The organism is Shewanella kaireitica (assembly GCF_023284045.1).
In the GTDB taxonomy this organism is placed as follows: Bacteria; Pseudomonadota; Gammaproteobacteria; order Enterobacterales; family Shewanellaceae; genus Shewanella; species Shewanella kaireitica.
This window is the reverse complement of the sequence record NZ_JAKIKQ010000005.1, coordinates 187,153-206,393: the sequence shown is the minus strand read 5'-3', so window position 1 is coordinate 206,393 and position 19,241 is coordinate 187,153. Positions and strand designations below refer to the sequence as shown.

16 protein-coding genes are annotated in these 19,241 nt (G+C 44.1%); 9 read left to right on the top strand and 7 right to left on the bottom strand.

Annotation, left to right across the window (positions count from 1 at the left end):
• Positions 1-15: 15 nt before the first annotated feature.
• Entirely contained in the window at positions 16-444 is a 429-nt protein-coding gene (locus L2730_RS09505; protein ID WP_248974368.1) for a rhodanese-like domain-containing protein, read from the bottom strand.
• A 72-nt stretch (positions 445-516) separates the two neighbouring features.
• Positions 517-2,550: a cytochrome c3 family protein gene (locus L2730_RS09500; protein WP_248974428.1), complete on the bottom strand. Its 2,034-nt coding sequence runs from the start codon at positions 2,548-2,550 to the stop codon at positions 517-519.
• Positions 2,551-3,151: 601 nt separating this feature from the next.
• On the opposite strand from L2730_RS09500, the gene L2730_RS09495 reads away from it, so the two are divergent.
• The 4 genes from L2730_RS09495 to L2730_RS09480 all read left to right on the top strand — a co-directional run bounded on the left by L2730_RS09495 (position 3,152) and on the right by L2730_RS09480 (position 8,139).
• Positions 3,152-5,149, top strand: coding sequence for a heme lyase CcmF/NrfE family subunit (locus tag L2730_RS09495; RefSeq protein WP_248974367.1), 1,998 nt, complete (start codon positions 3,152-3,154; stop codon positions 5,147-5,149).
• Entirely contained in the window at positions 5,136-5,612 is a 477-nt protein-coding gene (locus L2730_RS09490; RefSeq protein WP_248974366.1) for a cytochrome c-type biogenesis protein, read from the top strand. The genes L2730_RS09495 and L2730_RS09490 overlap by 14 nt, the downstream gene beginning before the upstream one ends.
• Positions 5,605-6,228 (top strand): TlpA family protein disulfide reductase, encoded by a 624-nt coding sequence (locus tag L2730_RS09485; protein ID WP_248974365.1) that lies wholly within the window; start codon positions 5,605-5,607, stop codon positions 6,226-6,228. The genes L2730_RS09490 and L2730_RS09485 overlap by 8 nt, the downstream gene beginning before the upstream one ends.
• Positions 6,229-6,534: 306 nt before the next feature.
• Complete coding sequence (locus L2730_RS09480; protein ID WP_248974427.1) at positions 6,535-8,139, top strand: winged helix-turn-helix domain-containing protein; 1,605 nt, start codon at positions 6,535-6,537, stop codon at positions 8,137-8,139.
• 60 nt (positions 8,140-8,199) lie between these two features.
• Here L2730_RS09480 and nhaC read toward each other — a convergent pair whose 3' ends face one another.
• Positions 8,200-9,702, bottom strand: a complete 1,503-nt coding sequence (gene nhaC, locus L2730_RS09475; RefSeq protein WP_220735574.1) for a Na+/H+ antiporter NhaC — start codon at positions 9,700-9,702, stop codon at positions 8,200-8,202.
• 368 nt (positions 9,703-10,070) lie between these two features.
• Here nhaC and L2730_RS09470 point away from each other — a divergent pair, with 368 nt between their 5' ends.
• From L2730_RS09470 to L2730_RS09455, 4 genes are all read left to right on the top strand, one after another.
• Positions 10,071-10,304 carry a hypothetical protein gene (locus tag L2730_RS09470; RefSeq protein WP_248974364.1) on the top strand — a complete coding sequence of 78 codons (234 nt, stop codon included), beginning with the start codon at positions 10,071-10,073 and terminating at the stop codon, positions 10,302-10,304.
• Complete coding sequence (locus L2730_RS09465) at positions 10,305-10,598, top strand: hypothetical protein (protein ID WP_248974363.1); 294 nt, start codon at positions 10,305-10,307, stop codon at positions 10,596-10,598.
• A 132-nt stretch (positions 10,599-10,730) separates the two neighbouring features.
• Positions 10,731-11,309 carry a nucleoside triphosphate pyrophosphohydrolase family protein gene (locus tag L2730_RS09460; RefSeq protein ID WP_020914631.1) on the top strand — a complete coding sequence of 193 codons (579 nt, stop codon included), beginning with the start codon at positions 10,731-10,733 and terminating at the stop codon, positions 11,307-11,309.
• Positions 11,310-11,726: 417 nt separating this feature from the next.
• Positions 11,727-12,302 (top strand): hypothetical protein, encoded by a 576-nt coding sequence (locus L2730_RS09455; RefSeq protein ID WP_248974362.1) that lies wholly within the window; start codon positions 11,727-11,729, stop codon positions 12,300-12,302.
• A 793-nt stretch (positions 12,303-13,095) separates the two neighbouring features.
• Here L2730_RS09455 and L2730_RS09450 read toward each other — a convergent pair.
• Positions 13,096-14,145 carry a hypothetical protein gene (locus L2730_RS09450; RefSeq protein WP_248974361.1) on the bottom strand — a complete coding sequence of 350 codons (1,050 nt, stop codon included), beginning with the start codon at positions 14,143-14,145 and terminating at the stop codon, positions 13,096-13,098.
• A 192-nt stretch (positions 14,146-14,337) separates the two neighbouring features.
• On the opposite strand from L2730_RS09450, the gene L2730_RS09445 reads away from it, so the two are divergent.
• On the top strand, positions 14,338-15,255 hold the full coding sequence (locus L2730_RS09445; protein WP_248974360.1) for an alpha/beta hydrolase: 918 nt from the start codon (positions 14,338-14,340) through the stop codon (positions 15,253-15,255).
• On the opposite strand, the gene L2730_RS09440 is transcribed toward L2730_RS09445, so the two are convergent.
• The 3 genes from L2730_RS09440 to uvrD form a co-directional block, all read right to left on the bottom strand.
• Positions 15,252-15,788, bottom strand: coding sequence for a hypothetical protein (locus tag L2730_RS09440; protein WP_248974359.1), 537 nt, complete (start codon positions 15,786-15,788; stop codon positions 15,252-15,254). The genes L2730_RS09445 and L2730_RS09440 overlap by 4 nt on opposite strands.
• 278 nt (positions 15,789-16,066) lie before the next feature.
• The gene (ubiA, locus tag L2730_RS09435; RefSeq protein WP_248974358.1) at positions 16,067-16,930 is read right to left on the bottom strand and encodes a 4-hydroxybenzoate octaprenyltransferase; all 864 of its coding nucleotides are present in this window, start codon (positions 16,928-16,930) and stop codon (positions 16,067-16,069) included.
• 143 nt (positions 16,931-17,073) lie between these two features.
• Positions 17,074-19,239 (bottom strand): DNA helicase II, encoded by a 2,166-nt coding sequence (gene uvrD, locus L2730_RS09430; protein ID WP_248974357.1) that lies wholly within the window; start codon positions 19,237-19,239, stop codon positions 17,074-17,076.
• Positions 19,240-19,241: the final 2 nt, after the last annotated feature.

Here is a 19,241-nt window from a genome sequence, read left to right as displayed (position 1 = left end):
CCAAAGATCCATCTTCTATGGTTTTTCAATCACTCGGTTTGATAGTCGCCAGCCATATATCCCATCTGGCATCTGCTTCACATCGGTATAACCCATTTTCATTACCGCCCTGGCAGCAATCTCACTGGCGTTACAGATACGGTTGGCGCAGTAAAAAACCATCGGTGTGTCTTTCTTTTCAGGTAGTAGCGTTCTCCAATCTTGAATGTTGAAATAGATAGCGCCGGGAATGTATCCCTCAGCCCATAACTCCAAAGTGTTAACATCAAAGAAAGTCACTCCACCTTGCTCTAATAACATCTCAGCTTCGCGCATGGTGATAGTATTGAGTTGATGCTCATATCTTGGTGCTGGTGCCATTTCGCTACCGCCACCTGCTAAGCAGTTTGCCGAACTTGCGACTAATGTCAGTGTTACCAGTATTTGACCAAGTGCTTTTTTCATCTCGTTCCTCTCTTAATACCTCGACACCTTCTGGTACTTAGTTCAGTGTCGAGGTCATTAAAGGCTTATCGCTTATTTAGCTTTGTAACCTGAACCATCAAGGATGTTCTGCGCTTGAGTAACATAAGTTAGCGCGGCATCTAGACGTTTCTGGCTGTAACGGAAACCGTGTACCCCCCAAGAACCATCTTTCTTGATTAGCTCAACAGCCTGTTGCGCCTTCTCAGCAAGAAGTAGCACTTGAGTCTTGTCTTCCGTAGGAAGCTTGGTCACTTCAAGTAGTTGGTCAATACGCACTAACGCTTGCTCAACTTGGCCATATACTTCTTTGATAGGTGTCTGCCATTTCATTACTTCGCCGTAGATTTCCATTTGGTCTTCATAGTGCAGGCCTGTTTCAAGTTCTGATTGGAACTGGCTATGACAACCTTTGTTTTCTACTACGTCATGATCTGAAATCGCTGTACGTGCACAAGACCACATTAAGTCAAGGTAAGTACGACCGTCTTCGTTCTTAGCAACAGTCCAACCTTTGCCAGCATCAGGACCTTGAGTACGAGGCTCACCTTCTGGTGGATTCAGTGTCTTACGAACTGGGTCGACGTCAATCTTCCACATGTGAGACTTACGAACCGCATCAAAACCAGCTTGGTCAGGGAACTGCATCGCCTTGAAGTTTTCACAGCTACCCATATTAGGCATGTGACAGCTTTGACAAGTTTGTTCACTGTGAGTCTTAGTATTTTCAGCAATCAAAGTCTGAGCTTCGTGACAGTCTTTACAGTCTTTTTTCAGTTTCGGCTTAGTGATACCAGACATCCAATCACCGTCAGTCACCTCATGTGGATCATGACAAGTTGTACAACGCATGCCTTTTTCGTAATGCTTTGAGCCGAACATCTGTGAACCTTCGGTACCACAAGATGGACATAGAGACTTCATCTTCACGCCGAACGCTAACTCAGGCTTACCTTTTTCAGCAGCACTTTCAGTCATTGTTGGGTCGTATTGGAAGCGTTGATGACAACGTTCACAGTTAGACTGCATGCCACCAGTACCGCCATCTAAGTGACCACCAGCGCCATGACACTCTTCACAAGCAATACCTTTAGAAATGGTATGTTCTTGCAGCTTTTTAGGGTCGCCCAAGGCGTCAAAGAACTCTTGCTTGTCTTGGAAGTCAAATTTGAAGGTATGACAAATTTCACAGTAAGACGATGCAGGCTGGAACAGCATCTCTTTACGGTATTTAGCACCGTAAGAGCTCATGCCTTTTTGATGAGAGCCAGAATCACCGAAGTCAGCCACTGTGAGTGGAAACTCTGGAATGACGTCGTTAATTTTCTTCGCCATATCGTCGGTTAACCACTCAGCCCAACCGCGGGAGAACTGGTTAGCACCTGCCACCATTTTACCGCTGCCATCACGCAGCAAGCCGCCTTCAATGTGGTAAGTACCGCGTACTAGCCAAGCATCAATGAAACCGTATTTAGTACGTGGAGTACCGACTGTGGCGTAGATCATGTCCGGGGTGATACCGTCTGGCAAAATAGAGGTATCTTTGGTGCCATACATGGTTTTTTCGATATCGTTATCCACTTCTGGATGTTCACCAGGGAAACGAATTGTTTTTGCATGACGTGAACGTTTCCACTTCTCATATTGAGCGGCATGACATTCAGCACATTTTTCTGGACCAACAAAATTGTTAGGGTAATCAAGAATTGATTTTGCCCCTAAACGGTATTGAATGGAGCGAGGTTTTCCATCTATTTTGCTATATTTCGGGCTATGTCCAGTATCAAAATACTCTTCACCACGGTCACTAATGTGGTAATCACCCACTAAGTTACCTGACTCTTGATATTTAAATACAGGATGGTTTTCGAATAGAAAATCGAAAAGTTCCGCCTCCTGGACAACGTAGTCTTGCAGAGTTTTAACACCGTTAACTTTCTCTGTGCCCTGGTAATCAGCAATCATCTCTTTAGCTGTCTTGCCCATTTCTGGTACGCTGTTGTATTTACCGCCAGCAGCGTTCACATTAGCAATGGCACCAAAACAAAACAGCACGCTTAATGCTACCTTGTGTTTCCATCGTCTCATCATTCACTCCTACTTATCATCAGTTTTATTCTTTGAATTTTGTTGGTACTTTTAACGCATCATATTTAATTTATACTTTACTCAACCTATAAATAGCTTCACCGATTTGCTATTTATCCAGCTAAGCCTGCCGTAATAAATCAAACATGTTTTACAAAACCTAACCGTTCACCGAACGACTTAAACAACTGAGCAACTGCTATTCTCCTGATTATTAATAGAAAAAACATGCGCTAGAGCACATAAAAAAACGCATTAGTTGTGATTAGTTGTAAAAGACTTTTAATCCTTTAATAACAACAAGATATGACTTCATGGTGATAAGTTTTCATGAGTTAAAACAGTAATTTTTAGATCTAAAAAATGCTGAAGAACACAATTTACATATTAAAAGTTGTAGTCGCCTGTTTGGCGGTTATAGAGTTTGAGGTGCCTCTCATTAATCCATGTTTTTGTACCTTAGGATAAGAACAAGTCAATAAAACGCTTAATTTAAAAATAGAAAAACATATTTATATATGCACAACAAATGAACACAAACAATTAAAACTGAGCAGAATGTATTTATTTCACTGCTTAAAATTAATAAATAGGCGCAGACATGATCCCAGAGATAGGCTTAATATTATTAATAATATCTTCTTCGTTATCACTTATATTATCCGTTGTAACTGTTACGGGTATTAAGTTAGATAGTGAATACCTATTAAGTTACACCAAGCCATTAGCAACATTGATGTGCTTTACTTTAATAACTGCAATAGCAGTACTCGCCTATTGTTTTTTAGTTAATGATTTTTCTGTCGCCTATGTCGCCAATAACTCAAACACTCAACTAGCTACCTTATATAAGGTAGCTGCTGTTTGGGGCTCGCATGAAGGCTCAATGCTTTTCTGGGTAGTATCGATAGCGGTTTGGACAGCCTTTATTATTAACCGTGCTCCCAAGACCGAACAACATTTCCACCATAAGCTTGTTGCCGTTGCCGCTTTACTGATATTTGGGTTTTGCCTATTTTTGCTTTTTACCTCTAGTCCTTTTACGCGGTTACTGCCTGATATCCCAATTGAAGGCAGAGATCTCAACCCTATACTGCAAGACATTGGACTTATTATTCATCCGCCCTTGCTGTTTCTTGGCTATGTGGGATTAACCATCTGCTTTGCTGGTGCTATTGCCGCTTTACTGTCTGGTGGTCTTAGTCAGCAATATGCTCGCTACCTCCAGCCTTGGGCGGTTCTCGCTTGGGTATTTTTGACTGGTGGTAATGCTTTTGGTTCTTGGTGGGCTTACAACGAACTGGGTTGGGGTGGATGGTGGTTCTGGGATCCTGTAGAGAATGCCTCTTTTATCCCTTGGTTAGTGGCAACAGCCATGGTGCACTCTATATTACTGACAGCCAAACGCGGAATACTAGGTTCCTGCAGTATTTTTCTCGCCATACTGGCATTCTCATTGAGCTTACTCGGGAGCTTCTTAGTCCGTTCAGGTGTGGTGCAATCAGTACATGCTTTTGCCTCCGATCCAACCCGAGGTTTGTCAATACTCATCCTATTGATTGTATTTTCAGGCTCTGCATTAGCGTTGTTTGCCCAGCGAGTAAAAATAAAATCAGCACCGCTTGGCTTCTCACTATTATCCAAAGAAAGTTCAATTCTATTTGGTAATATGCTGTTGGTGGTTGCGGCAATATCAGTGCTACTCGGCACCTGCTACCCACTCATTTTTGAAGTCATTACCGGTCAAACTATTTCAGTGGGAGCGCCCTACTTCAACAGTATCTTTGTACCTATTGCTGCGCTTATATTTTTACTCATGGGCTTTGCACCACTACTAAAATGGCAATCAAGCAACAAACTAAAAGTGGCGCTAATATTAGCAGCGATATGTTTGACTATGGCGCTAATAGCTACCCTAATGATGCAAGCTCTATTTAATATTTGGTTGTTAATAGGCCTGTTCTCTGCGTTATGGATCATGAGTGCCACAGGGCTTGCGGTCGTGCAACGGGTCGCTTTTAGAAAATATGAAGTAAACAATGGTAGCTGCGGCTCCTCAATACGCTTTTACGCCATGTGTATTGCGCATTTGGGCGTTGCAGTGTCAGTTCTGGGCGCCACTTTGGTATCAAACTTTGAAACAGAAGAGCTACTTCGGATGGGGCCTGGCCAAGGAAAAACACTAAGTGGCTACAGCTTTATCTATGAAGAGACTCAAGCAGTAGAGCATCGCAGCTACAGTGCGATTCAAGCACAGATCAGAGTGGTAGATAGCCAAGATAATTTCGTCACCTACCTCTACCCTCAAAGGCAAACCTTTAAAACCAATGGGATGCAAATGTCAGCGGCAGGTATTCGCAGCGGTTTATTTGGCGATCTCTATGTTTCAATGGGGCAGAAACTGACTGACAATAACCATCTTAATGACAACGAATACCTCATCCGAATAAGCTATAAACCACTAGTAAACTGGATATGGCTAGGTGCGCTGCTAATGATGCTTGGTGGATTAAGTACCATGTTTCTTACCAAGCGTAGTTTGGTTAATTCCGCTGTAAAGTCCCGCCAGCATCAGGAGCTTTGTAATGAAACTGCCTAGCGACTCACTCAATAATATGATTGCAGTAAAGCTCTTCACAACTGCCGTGTTAGGGTTGCTGCAGCTATTTATCTGTATCACTGTATTTGCTCAAGAACATAGTGCACCAACCCACTACAACGAACAACAAAAGCAGATCATCGGCTTTGAAATAGCTAGAGAACTGCGCTGCCCGATGGCGGTCAATCAAAACCTGTTCGACTCGCAAAGCCAGATCGCCAGTGAACTGAAAGGGCAGATATTTTTAATGTTAGAGGAGGGGCAATCTAAAGCGGCCATTATCGACTTTATGGTTGCCCGCTATGGCGACAAGATCCGCTATATGCCGTCGCTAAATAGCAATACCGCTGTACTTTGGCTATTGCCACTAGGCCTAGTAATTATAGTGCTTATAGGCGGATTCATTTTTATTCAACCAACACTTATTGTTTCGAAAAATACTCAGGATACTTCACATGACTAAGTCACTTATGCATAAAGGCTTTAATGCCAAACAGCGACTACTCTCCTCTGTGGCTTTTATCAGCCTTAGTTTAGGTCTGGTTTTTTCTACGCAGGCATCGGTTCCTACCAATAAAGTTTACGATACCGGCGAGCCAATTGAAAAACCGATGATCATGTCTCGATTTGTCGAGATGAGTGCAGCAAGACAGGTGCCCGATGTTAGCTTTAGTGATACCAAAGGAGACGCTGTAAACCTCAAACAATTTGATGGCAAAGTGGTACTTGTGAGCCTGTGGGCGACTTGGTGCGCCCCCTGTATTAAAGAGATCCCACAGATGGAAGCAATTCGTCAAACCAACATCAATAACGACCTTGTTGTGCTGCCGATATCGATTGATGAAGAGAGCGATAAAGTGGCGGCATTCCTAGAACGGCACGACCTTAGTTACTACCAAACTTGGCTAGACCCTGAAATGAACATCGGCCAGGTGATGCCGGCTGATATCGTACCTGCCACTTATGTATTTGACGGTTCAGGCAACCTGATTGGCTTTTTACGTGGCTACCTCGACTGGGGTGATAAAGATGTCCAGCCCTACTTAGAAAAGCTCATCGACAAATACGCTAAACGTTAATCCTTTCCTCGCTATGCTCTAGCTCAACATATCTATAGAGCAGCCCTGTTGGTGTAAACTAACAGGGCTTTTTTTGTTGATCACCTCAGAAAAACCCGAAAAACAGATGGTGAAGCACTCAGTAAATCTTGGTGAAGTTTGGTGAAAGCGGTTGTCAGTTGGTGAAACATGGGTAAAGTAAACATTTAGTATAGGCTCAAGCGGCTAAGGCAGATGCTAAGACTCACTGCATTCAAGTGGTAAATATGCAGCAGATATCATTTACCAAGATAAGCTCAACCATTGGGCACGCTATAGGATGGCACTATCAATTATCACTACCAATTTGCTGACTTTAAGTTAGACACCCAACTTGGAACGCTTGTTCGCAATGACGCCGAAGAACTTAAACTGCCTTGGTTAAGCTATCAGCTACTTTGTACGCTTTTAAAGGCAGCTCCTGCAATATTGAGCCAACAACAACTGGTCGAAAAGGTCTGGCCCGATACAGTAGTAGGCAATGAAACATTAAAGCAACGGATAAAGCTACTCAGACGAGCATTAGGAGATAATGCCTCACAGCCTAAATATATCGAAGCGATCAGAGGCCGTGGTTACCGCATGATCGGCGAGATAAAGAAAACGCCGATTGCCGACTCCTCTTTAGGCGTAAAATTAAGCTTAGCCAATGATAGCTATGTTAGCCCTAATGCTGGCCAAGGGTATCCCTTATTCTGGAAGGCCACCTCACTGGGGCTTGCTACTATTGTGGTACTGTTTGCCTGCATCGCCCTGCTTATCTCCTCTAGCCATAATATTCCCAAATCGGTCAGCGAGACCATGGCAGAACAACAAGCCCAAGGCTTTGATAATGAACTGTATCGTAAAGCCCTAGATTACTATCATCGCTATCGACAAGCAGATAACTTAAATGCTATCAAACTGTTCAAATCCGCTATAGAGATCAATCCTAATATGGCCAAAGCTTATGCTGGTTTATCAGATGCCTACAGCCAAGGGGTATTTCAGTTTGGTGGTGACGATCATTGGCAACAGTTAGCCATAGATGCCGCCTATAAAGCGATAGCACTCGATCCCAATTTGGCTCAAGCTTATAAAGCGCTAGGACTGGCTTACTATAATAGGGGCTGGTTAACCAAAGCTGCCAATGCCAACCTAAAAGCGCTGCAAAAGCAAAGCGATTTTAGCGAAGCCATGTCGAACTTAGGTTTTATTTATCGTGAAATGGGGCAGTTACAACGTGCGTTGTATTGGAACAATAAGGCACTCGATAGAGATAACACTAACAGTGTCAGCATGGTTCACAAGGCACAAACCTTACTCGCACTCACTCAATACTCACAAGCTCGAGAATGGCTCGACAAGGCACTGTTGCTGCAACCTGATTCAGTGCTTGGCAACACCACGCTTGGGCTTTGGCTGCTGCAACAGGGGCAATTAACTGCGGTGCAAAGTCACTTTAGCCAGTTGCTATTGTCACAACCACAGCAGTTCCAATATCACTACGCTCTAGCGCAAAGCTATCTCTATCAACAGCAATTTGAACTGGCCGCTAAAACGATTGCCCCATACATTAACAGCAGCAACAACCATACTCGCCAACATGCCAAATTGCTGCTTTATCTAAGCCAGCAAGATCTCGCCGCCCCCTCACTGATTGAGCAATACAAACTCCGGCTCACTAACGGCTCAGACAGAGCAGAAGACAGCTTGTCATTGGCGCTTATTTACGCCCATCAACAACAGACTGATAATAGCTTGCGCTACCTGATCCAGGCGATTAATCAGGGCTTACTTAGCAGCGAATTATTACTACTTCACCCAAGCTTTGATTACCTGCACAATCAACATAGCTTCCAAGTGTTGATCACCGAGATGAACAACCAAAGACAGTGGCAAATAGACAACTAAATCATCATAAAAAAGGCCGAGTATTTTAAAATACTCAGCCTTATCTGACAGTCAAAATAGTTACGCGATGGCCTCTTCCAATTCAGGCTCTAAACGCTCAATTTTAAAATCATAATGAGCATAAGCGGCGCTAATAAACGGGCAAACTAAGTTAAAAAATGCGTAAGGCAGATAGGCGATCGTCGCAACGCCAAGGGTGCTCGCCATGTAGGCGCCACAAGTATTCCAAGGGATCAGTGGGCTGGTAATAGTGGCTGAATCTTCCAATGCCCGACTCAGATTCACTGGTGCCAAACCACGCTTGGCGTACTCTACTTTTAGCATACGTCCCGGCAATACGATGGCAATAAACTGATCGGCGGTGATTAAGTTAGCGCCAATACAGCTGGCTAAGGTGGTAATAATTAGGCTACCACTTGATTTAACCCCAACTAAAATGCCCTGCAGTATCCGTTTAAGTAGGCCTGTCACTTCCATGATGCCACCGAACGTCATTGCGCATAAGATCAGCCACACCGTATTAATCATACTGCTCATACCGCCGCGGCTTAATAAACTATCCAGTACTTCATCACCAGTGTTAGCGCTATAGCCGTTAAACATGGCTATCCAAATGCCTTTCACCAATGCAACCACAGGTAATAGCGTGTCATCTTGTGCCAGTGCAACCACCCCATCAAACTGAAAGATTGCAGCGCAGATAGCACCAGCAATAGTGCCAATAATTACCGTTGGAAACGCCGGCATTCTCTTATATGCGAGGAACAATACCACCAACAATGGTAATAACAGATGTAAGCCCGGTGCAAACTGGGCTTCTATCAAGGACAAGGTGGTTTCAAAGTTGCTGCTGTTGGTCGTCGCTTCACTGTTTAAACCAATAAACAAAAAGATAATCAGCGCAATAATAATACTCGGTACGGTAGTCCACACCATATGGCGTATATGAGAGAAAATATCAGTGCCCGCCACCGCAGGAGCTAAGTTGGTGGTATCTGACATTGGTGACATTTTGTCACCAAAGTAAGCGCCACTGATAATGGCACCGGCAGTAATTTCAACACTGAGCCCCATGGCTGATGCCACGCCCACTAATGCAATACCTAAGGTGCCCGCAACAGTCCAAGAGCTGCCGATACTGATGGCAACCACGGCACATAATAGGCAGCAAGCCGCATAGAAATATTCAGGATTGAGGATCAACATGCCGTAGTAGATCATCGTCGGCACTGTACCAGCTAAAATCCAGGTACCAATTAGCGAGCCAACCGTAAACAGGATCAGTAAAGCACCGGTTGCCACGCCAATACTGCGTACAATCCCCTTCTCCATCTCGTTCCAGCTATAACCGTTTTTCCAGCCGATCACCAAAGCAATACACGCCGCCATGATCAATGCTATCTGGTTGGCACCATAAGAGCTATCAGATGAGAATAGGTACACCGCAGCGGTCAACATGATCACCAGCGCGATGATAGGCACCAGTGCATCGAATAACGAAGGTAACCTGTGTTGCGGCTTTTCTTCTGTAGGGGACGGACTCGGGTCATTATTTGAGGTCATACAACATCCTTTTATTATTGTTATCTTTTGCTATGTTATATCGCCTCTAAGACGGGCAACTGATTTAGCAAGCCGACAATCCTTACATAAATGCAACATCAGCGTCCAGCCAACTAGCTTCAGCCCCCCTTTCAACAATACCTACGTCCGCTGCAGAACAGACTAACCATTCAATCTAGCCACGCCGTGACAACTTATTATGCAAAAAATATAGCTTTTAAAGCTGGCAGACATATTTACAAAATAATTTCTCGAAACAGAAAAAAGTGGCTCAAGTTAAAAATTATCCTAACAAACCTGTATCTTCTTTCATTGTGCGGACAATTATTTTATGGTGAGCTGCATCATTCAGAAAAAGTGCTGCCGCAATGCAAGTGTTTAATATCAGTCGCCTTACGACCGAAAAAGGCATCTTTAGAATCGCTGGCAGCTCAGCCGTGAACATGCCAAATGGTGCGGTTCAGCCCACAATTCACATCACCTCATTAGAGATTATGAGCACCGATGGCTGGCAAGCATTAGATATCAGCGCAGATTCACTGCAGCCACTACTCAATGAGCTGACCTCTCCGGTTATTGAGCACTTAAAAATAGAGAGCTAAATGATGTCAAAAGCACATAACAAATTTGTAGTCAGCAGCATAAGTAAACCTGCAACAGCCGCATGTCTGTTTGTTGCCATGTTATTGGTTACGCCAGCCTTAACGGGATGCAGTGTGCAACAAACTCAATCCGTTGCAGAACCTTTCATTACAGGTGCAGACAGGGCACGTGAAGCGAGAGAAGAGCAAGATGCACACAATATTAATGGCCAGCAAAGCACCAATAAAGATGTTGAAGTGGGTATTTTAACCACTATCATGGCATTTCTTTTTTCAGGCCTTAACGAGGATTAACTGACTCATTCCAAGACCTTAAAATAACAACATAGGCTTGAGTCCACTCACTCATAGACCAAGCTTTCATTTTTAAGCTCATTTCTTTACTATGGCGTCAATTTTTGAATATTAGCGCCAAGGGCAATACCAATGAAACTATCTGCTTTAGATCAACCACTCTACGACCACCTTTACCGTGATATTAGAGAGTTTCGGGCAACCTTTGATTTGCCGATTGAAGATGAATCAACACTGGATGATAAAGCCGATACTCTGCACACCTCCCTTGCTATCGAAGAGCTAACAGAGCTTGCAGAAGCCGACAGCCGAGTGGAACAAGCTGACGCGATTGTCGACTCCGTTTATGTCTTAATGGGGCGTTTAGTGCATTTAGGTGCAACTCAATTGACTGATCGTGTTGAGATCAGCTATGTGATAGATCTACTTTTACATGTGGCTAAAAACCGTGAAATCGACTTTGTGACTTGCTGGGATGAAGTGCACTCAAGCAACATGAGCAAAGTGTGTCGCAACGAGCAAGAGCTAGCAGAGACAGTTGCTTTTTACGCTGAGCAAGGCGTAGAGATTGTTGGTAGCACAAAAGGTGATTTCATTATCGCTAAATGCGCTAAAGATGTTGATATGGCGGGTAAGATTGTTCGCCAAGGTAAGGTGCTTAAATCGGTTTACTATCGTCCAGCGGATTTAGATAAGCTCGTTAAAGCTTAATCTTAATTGGGTTGTTTAGTTTTAGTTAGGGTGTCATTCACTTTTAATCAAGAATGATTTAGTTAGGCATCAAGCTTTAAAATCAAAACCTAAATCAAAACCCAAATCAAAGTCGTGGCGCTTCGCCCACACCCGAGCCAAGGGGCAAAGCGCTTGCGCCCCTTGACAATCCCTCAGCGCCCCGGCGAAATTTAAAAAACAAAATTTCCAACGGGGGAGATTTGATTCTGTGAGTTCATTGAAAATCCTAGGCTTTATCTACCCACTTAAGATGCCGAAAAGCATATAGCTTAAACTTAGATATTATCTATTTACAGCAATACCTTAGCAGTGATAGTTTGTTAAAAAAATAACGAGTTGCTAAGAACGTTATCGAGCGACTAATGAATAAGCCGTTATGATTTATAGGAGGTTTTGATGGAACCAACAGTTTTAGCAGGCGGGTTTGCAACTATTATTGGGCTTATCTGTAACTTTAAATCTGAACGCAGAGCTACTTCAGATGATGAATTTAAAGAATTTATGCTGTGGTTAGAGAGCAAAAGGCATAAGCAAACGATAACTGAAATTAACTCAAATCATCTACTGGGATTAGGTATAAAATCGCTCTTGTCAGAGAATCATGATGCTGTGATGAAGCAGTTGAATATTCTCGATGAATCAATGATGCAGCTGGCATCTCAGATAAATGGTTTTAAAAATATATCTTCTGCAATAAACCCTAATATAGAATTGTCACAACAGGCTATATCTGTCATTCGCCAAATAGATAAATCTGGCGGTAGCTCAATTATCGATGTTACTTGTAATCAAACGAGTTTTATCCTTATGGATGCTTCTGAGTCTATTGAAATTAGCGAGCCTCGTTTCATTGAAGATGACTTGGGACAACTTGTGAAACTAGGTTTTTTGATACCTGATCGAGGTTCTAATGGAAGCCGAATCTTTCGTATTACACGTTCAGCTATAAAATACTTAGGCGTATCGAATTGAAATTATAACAAAGCAATCAAGGTTATACGTTACACTCGGCGGTTTTGGTACGAAGTTCGGTACGCTTTGCTAGTTCGGTGGGGTACGCCTTGTTGTAGCCGCTACCGCATACCTGTTTGTCATATTTTCCCTAATTAAATTCATCATTCGCAGATCTTTAGCTCTAAAGCATTCCTGGCCAATAATGAGCTTGCCCGTTGGGCAGATATTTAGTGACTAACAGCCATTACAGACTCACCCAATACACCCACTCCCCATCGGAGTTGCCGAAGTGCGTTGAAGACTCTTTATAAGCCAAAGTCCGTAATGCCCACACGGTCTTTCTCGTGCATCCATGCACTTTAAGACATTCAGGCATCCAGCCTATCAGACGTGGGCATAGCTTTCGCGGGACAGGCCGTTCTTTGGCATCTGACCCATATGGATATGGGAAATGTCTATATGATGTCGGGAACATCATTGACCATGCCATCACGGCATTCGTAAATCCATTTACGTCAGATGTCCCATCGGAAGCGTTAGGTTATTTCGAATAAGTACAAGGGAGACAATTTCGTCTGGGGCGCTGAGGGAATGACTCATGTGAAATCAAGAGCGGGCGCAAGCGCTTTGCCCCTTGGTTCGACTCTTTGTTGCAAGAATGGACGAAGCGCCACGACCTTACATCAAACGAAGTTTGATTGGTTTGGCTTTTAGATGCAGAAGTGCTTTAAGCACCAACAAACTTTTGTCCAAAACTAAGCTAGAAAAACCAATTACCATAAACAGATAAAAGCCATTTACCAGCTCACAATCAGCCCGCTTTGGCAACTTCAATATTTGACAACTCAACGTCCTCTGAGCGCAATAACTCAAGCTCAGCAGCTAAACCTTGTGGGTCACTGACGACTAATTTAAGCTCCTCTATCTGCTCGGGCAACTGACCGAGTGCACCAAAGTAAGTCTGCGGTTGGCTAAATTTAAGTTGTAAATTTGCGCTATTACCACGGCCTACGCTTAGTAGTTCTGAGTCTTGGGTTTGTTTGTGCCACTCGCCAACTTCGACCTCTGCAATATCATTTATATCGATAGCCAAAAAGCCCCACATGCTGTTGTTAATGACCAGTTTGTCCTGTTGGATATAAACAGAGTAATGGCGAGAAACTCGGTAGTTGGCAGTAATAAAAATAACCCCGTAAGCGATAATACTGGAGATGATAATCGCCACTAACTCACTCCACTGCGCCAGTAGTAGATACACCACGGTAGCAGACGCAATCGTTGCGATTAACATCAGCAACCATGCCCAAGGCTTGCCTGATAACAGCGCTATTGAATGATCACTCTCAACATGATTCCGGGTAAACCAAGGGATGGCGTAGTACCAACTTGCAGGCTCTGACGCCAACACCAATGCTAAAGAGCGCTTCTTGTCATCTTCGTCTTGATACTTTTCAACAATATGAACTCTAGGGTCGCCTTTTAAACTACGCGCTTGCCAAAGTCCTTTAACAATACTGACCATCAAGTACAGCTCAATGACGAGCAATATGGCAATAATCGGGTACCTAAACCACATGATAAATTCAAAATAGCTGGCAATTTCGGCAGGAAAACTGAGTCTAGCCATCAAGCCACTTAGACTAAAAATAAGCAGCAACTTCCACGCTTTCTGTTGGCCTGCTTTGATTATCCACAACCAATAGAAGATTGGCAAAATCACAAAGTAGAGACCTGCTACTGCGGCGAGTTTGAGCTCATCAATATCAGTTAATAAGGTGTCTGGAAGAGTGTTGAACCCTAACACATAGCTGATAATGGCCAGTGCTAAAAAGCTTATCCTGAATTTTACGCTGCGCCGCATATTGGCTCCCTGCGATTATGATGATTGTTATTCCTGTTCAACTGCTCACTTAACGTACCCATATATCGCGTTAATTGAAAGTGAAGCCCGCAGACAACCACAACTTAAGTGTAAACTAATGTTAGTACTACCAAATCCGATACATTGCGCGTATGTTTAGCCGTTCATAGTCATTCTTCAGGAAGCAGTCTTTTGCTTAAGTTACTCTCCCTCTCAGGTTCTTTATTGGCTCTCATTAGCTTGCTAATGTTATCGGCATTAACAAGCGCCAGCGCTGACGATAATACTGCGTTTACCATTCCTCGAACCCAAACCGTGGCGCTGCAAGATAGCGATAGAAGCTATGAGCTCTATATTAAGCTACCTAAAGGCTATAGCGCAGAGCGCAATAAGGCTAAACACTACCCCGTTATTTATATCACCGACGCTATGTATGCCTTTCAAATTGTCTCAGGTGCGACTCGCTTTCCAATGAACTCGAATAAAATGCAGCAGGCGATATTAGTTGGGATCTCATGGCAAAATGGCCTTCGAGGCGACAAGAGCCGAGTGCGAGATTTTACCCCAAGCATTGACAGAAGCTGGAAAAAACAGACTGGTGGTGCCGATAGGCATATTGCCTTTCTACAACACAAAATATTGCCCTATATGCAGCAGCATTTCAGAGCAGAGCCTACACAACGCACTTTTGTTGGTAACTCTTTAGGTGGGCTGTTAGGCGGTTATATTCTGCTTAAAAAGCCTGAGTTGTTTCGTAACTATGTGCTCGGCAGCCCATCATTTTGGTGGCATAAACAGATGATATTTGAGGTAATGAAGCAGCAAAAAAAGACCTTGTTCAACATAAAAGCCAACGTCTTTATTGGGATTGGCGCACTAGAACATAATCGCGATGGCGGCTTTTCAAACTTTGATATGGTCGCTGATGCGCAGCAGTTTAAAACAACGATCGACAGCATTAATAGCCCAAAAAATACGGCGAGAGGCATTAATAGCAAGTTGCTGATTATCGACGAAGCGAGCCATGAAACGGCTTTTCCGACGAGCGCCATACAGGGGCTTTACTGGTTGTTTAACCTTAACAATGGCGTCAGCGAAAAAGTCAATTAGGCAGCTTCAGTACCAAGCTGCTCTATGCGCAGAATACATGGGGTTCTAATCTTTACGGTATCGCTGTTATGTTCGATTTCACGTTCATACCAATGTATGTATAAACGTAGCTGGGCATTGTCATCGAACTCATTACTGTTATAAAAACTGCGATAGCAGCGAGTATGCTCAAGATACCCAGCGTGATACAGCTTTAATATCCGCCCGCCAATATGGATCTCTCGAAAGTCGACGCCGTGAGCTGAATTATGGGGGAAATGATAACGTCCGTAACGATAACTTCCATCGAGTACCTCGATGTTCTGCCCTTTAGTTAACAACGAACTTAACTGCAGTGCGTCGACTCGGCTTGTAAGGCACACGCCACTAAGCACAACGCAGCTCAATACCGCTGCGGTCCAACGTAAAGCCCCTTGAGGCTTAAACAAACATACGCAAATCCAAATAACCAAGATAAGAATGGCGACCATCAACAGTGCTAATTCATAGTCGGCCCATTGGCTCGAATCGAAGCTAGTTACCCAATACGACATATGCTCTCCTCCATGCAAACAATTCCTTTTGTTTGTCGCCATAGTATCGATGGGGTAACGCTTTAAGTGGATGGTAAAATGAAGACCAAATGGCCTATGTAGGTTACCCATGACACATTAAGTATAGACAGTTCTGCAAATGTTCAAGCAAGGTTGGGCACAGCAATGCCCGTTTTTCAGTGCGGCAGCTGGCCATAAAAAAACGCCTTCAGATGGAAGGCGTTTATAATGATGAACTTATCATTACCTCAGTGATACTGAGATAATTGGTACAATAATTAAAAAACTAAATAATCTAATCCAAGCGCAATAAACAGTGCCATACCGGCCCAGTTATTATTCAAAAATGCTTTAAAGCAAGGCGCTCTTTCGCGGCCAAAAATAAGCTTTTGCTGGTATAGTGCGAAGCCGATAAAAGCAAAAATACCGCTGGCGTAAATCACGCCACGTTCAGCAATTAACCCAGCAATAATAAAGCATGCAAGGGCGGCGAATTGAAAGGTTGCGATGATCTGTCGGTCATATTTACCAAATAAAATAGCCGTCGATTTAATGCCGACTTTGAGGTCATCATCACGATCAACCATGGCATACATGGTGTCGTAAGCAACCGTCCAACACCAATTCGCAGCAAATAGCCACCAAGCTTCAGCCGGAACGGTACCGGTTTGTGCGGCATAAGCCATTGGAATCGACCAACTCCAAACCGTGCCAAGGAACATCTGCGGCATATTGGTGTAGCGCTTGGTAAACGGATAGATGATAGTAAGAATGATGCCAACTACTGATAGCTTGACCACTAGCGGGTTGAGTAATAACACCAAGCAAAAAGCAAACAGCGCCATAACCACAAAAACGATTAGCGCTTCTTTGCTGCTGATTTCACCACTGGCTAATGGGCGAGATTGAGTGCGTTCAACATGTGCATCAAGATTGCGGTCAGCGTAGTCATTAATCACACAGCCACAAGCACGCATCACCACCACACCAATGACAAAAATAACTAGCACCTTAATGTCAGGCATCCCACCTGCGGCAAACCATAATGCCATTAAACAAGGCCACATTAGCAGCAAGGTGCCAATAGGACGATCCATACGACTTAGTCGCAGATAGACATCCAATTTATCCCTTAAATTCATTTTACTAGGCTCTCCTAAAACGTCTTCGGCCTTTAATTAATACCCAAACCAATTTAACTCCTTTTGGCTTGGGATGTCTCTGCATTATGACTGAGCTGAATCAGTATTCAACTGCTATCGCTAATCCGCTAAAAATAGCCCAGTTATAGCTTCTCTAGCCGAGCATAAGCGATCACTAACCACTTACTGCCAACATCATAAAAATTGACCTGAATTCGCGCCTGTGGGCCACTGCCTTCGTAATTGGTAACAGTACCTTCACCAAATTTTGGATGATTCACTTTTTGGCCAATTTTGAAACCTGATTCGTTAAAAGAGCTGTCCTGTTTGCTAAAGCGTGTGCTTACTGCCGGCGCCGATACTTGGGTGCGCATACGGATCTCTTGTACAAATTGCTCGGGGATCTCTTTCACAAAGCGTGATGGCCTAGCAAAGCTCTCCCGGCCATATATACGGCGAGACTCGGCATAGGTTATGTAGAGCTGCTGCATCGCTCGGGTCATACCGACATAACAAAGGCGTCGCTCTTCATCGAGGCGGTCACCTTCATCGATTGCCATCTGACTGGGGAACAATCCCTCTTCAACCCCCGCCATGAATACCATAGGGAATTCAAGACCTTTGGCTGAGTGTAATGTCATTAGCTGCACCGCATCGGTAAACTCGTCGGCTTGGCCTTCACCCGCTTCTAGTGCTGCGTGAGACAGGAAAGCATCAAGCTCGCCCATATCTTCAAGCTCTTCAGGTACAACAAAACTGCGCGCTGCAGTGACCAGCTCCTCCAAGTTTTCAACACGTGCTCTGGCTTTCTCACCCTTTTCAGTTTCATACATCAACTTAAGGCCAGACGCTTGGATCACATGGTCGGTGCGCCTGTGCAGAGACTGCTCTTCAGTATCAACTCTTAGCGCGACGATTAAGTCCATAAAACCACGCACGGCATTGGCCGCTCGGCCGCTGAGCACTTTTTCCTCTAGCAATCGCACACAAGCATCCCACAGGGTAAGCTCTTGCTGACGTGCAGTAGTACGCATTATCTCTAAGGTTCTACCGCCAATACCGCGCGCAGGTGTATTCACTACACGCTCAAAGGCGGCATCATCATTTTTATTACTGATGAGCCTTAAGTAACCCATGGCGTCTTTAATCTCTTGGCGCTCGAAGAATCGTAGACCGCCATAGATGCGGTAAGCGATTCCCTTGTGTAGCAAGGCTTCTTCTAACACGCGTGATTGCGCATTTGAGCGATATAAAATGGCGCAATCTGCTAACTTGCCACCTTCATCCTGCCAATCGTTAATCCGCCCCACAATAAAGCGCGCTTCATCCATTTCATTAAAGGCACAATAAAGCCCTATCGGCTCACCATCTTTGTCATCGGTCCAAAGCTTTTTACCCATACGATCAGGGTTGTTAGCGATCAGTTCGTTAGAGGCGTTAAGAATATTGGCGCTAGAGCGGTAGTTCTGCTCTAAGCGAATAGTCTGAGCAGTAGGGAAATCGCCTAAGAACTTGTGCAGGTTTTCAACTTGAGCGCCACGCCAACCATAAATAGATTGATCATCGTCACCCACTATCATTACGTTAGCGCTCGAGCCCGCGAGTACACGGATCCAAGCATATTGAATGGCGTTGGTATCTTGAAACTCGTCCACCAAGATATGTTTAAACCTGTCTTGGTAGTGGTCGAGAATATGCGGTTTATTGAGCCACAGCTCATGAGCGCGCAGTAAGATCTCGGCAAAATCGACCAGACCTGCGCGGTCGCAAGAGTCTTGATAAACCTGATAAATTTTCAGTAAGTTTTGCTCAATAGGAAAGCCACCCGCATCGATATGCGATGGGCGAAGACCAAGGTCTTTCTTGCCATTGATATAGCCTTGAGCATGCCTTGGTGGATACTGTTTCTCATCCAAGTTTAGGCTTTTTAGAATGCGCTTGATCAGTCGTAGTTGATCATCAGAATCTAAAATTTGGAAGCTTTGTGGCAGATTAGCATCTTTATAATGGGTACGCAGTAATCGGTGGGCTAAACCATGAAAGGTACCAATCCACATGCGGCTCATATTACCACCAGCGACTTTCTCGACGCGCTCACGCATCTCTTTAGCTGCTTTATTGGTAAACGTTACCGCTAAAATAGCGTAAGGACTTTGCTGTTCGACCTGCATTAGCCAAGCGATTCGGTGTGTTAGCACTCGAGTTTTACCACTACCCGCTCCAGCCAACACTAACATGCTAGATTGCGGCGCGCCTACGGCTTCACGCTGCTTGTCATTTAGGCCGTCTAGTAAAGAAGATACGTCCATTA

Coding starts and splice junctions, on each gene's coding strand:
- L2730_RS09450 (WP_248974361.1), bottom strand. CDS start 14,145: ATGCGGCGCAGCGTAAAATTCAGGATAAGCTTTTTAGCACTGGCCATT.
- L2730_RS09490 (WP_248974366.1), top strand. CDS start 5,136: ATGAAACTGCCTAGCGACTCACTCAATAATATGATTGCAGTAAAGCTC.
- L2730_RS09495 (WP_248974367.1), top strand. CDS start 3,152: ATGATCCCAGAGATAGGCTTAATATTATTAATAATATCTTCTTCGTTA.
- L2730_RS09440 (WP_248974359.1), bottom strand. CDS start 15,788: ATGTCGTATTGGGTAACTAGCTTCGATTCGAGCCAATGGGCCGACTAT.
- L2730_RS09505 (WP_248974368.1), bottom strand. CDS start 444: ATGAAAAAAGCACTTGGTCAAATACTGGTAACACTGACATTAGTCGCA.
- L2730_RS09470 (WP_248974364.1), top strand. CDS start 10,071: ATGCAAGTGTTTAATATCAGTCGCCTTACGACCGAAAAAGGCATCTTT.
- L2730_RS09485 (WP_248974365.1), top strand. CDS start 5,605: ATGACTAAGTCACTTATGCATAAAGGCTTTAATGCCAAACAGCGACTA.
- L2730_RS09465 (WP_248974363.1), top strand. CDS start 10,305: ATGATGTCAAAAGCACATAACAAATTTGTAGTCAGCAGCATAAGTAAA.
- L2730_RS09460 (WP_020914631.1), top strand. CDS start 10,731: ATGAAACTATCTGCTTTAGATCAACCACTCTACGACCACCTTTACCGT.
- L2730_RS09455 (WP_248974362.1), top strand. CDS start 11,727: ATGGAACCAACAGTTTTAGCAGGCGGGTTTGCAACTATTATTGGGCTT.
- L2730_RS09500 (WP_248974428.1), bottom strand. CDS start 2,550: ATGAGACGATGGAAACACAAGGTAGCATTAAGCGTGCTGTTTTGTTTT.
- nhaC (WP_220735574.1), bottom strand. CDS start 9,702: ATGACCTCAAATAATGACCCGAGTCCGTCCCCTACAGAAGAAAAGCCG.
- uvrD (WP_248974357.1), bottom strand. CDS start 19,239: ATGGACGTATCTTCTTTACTAGACGGCCTAAATGACAAGCAGCGTGAA.
- ubiA (WP_248974358.1), bottom strand. CDS start 16,930: ATGAATTTAAGGGATAAATTGGATGTCTATCTGCGACTAAGTCGTATG.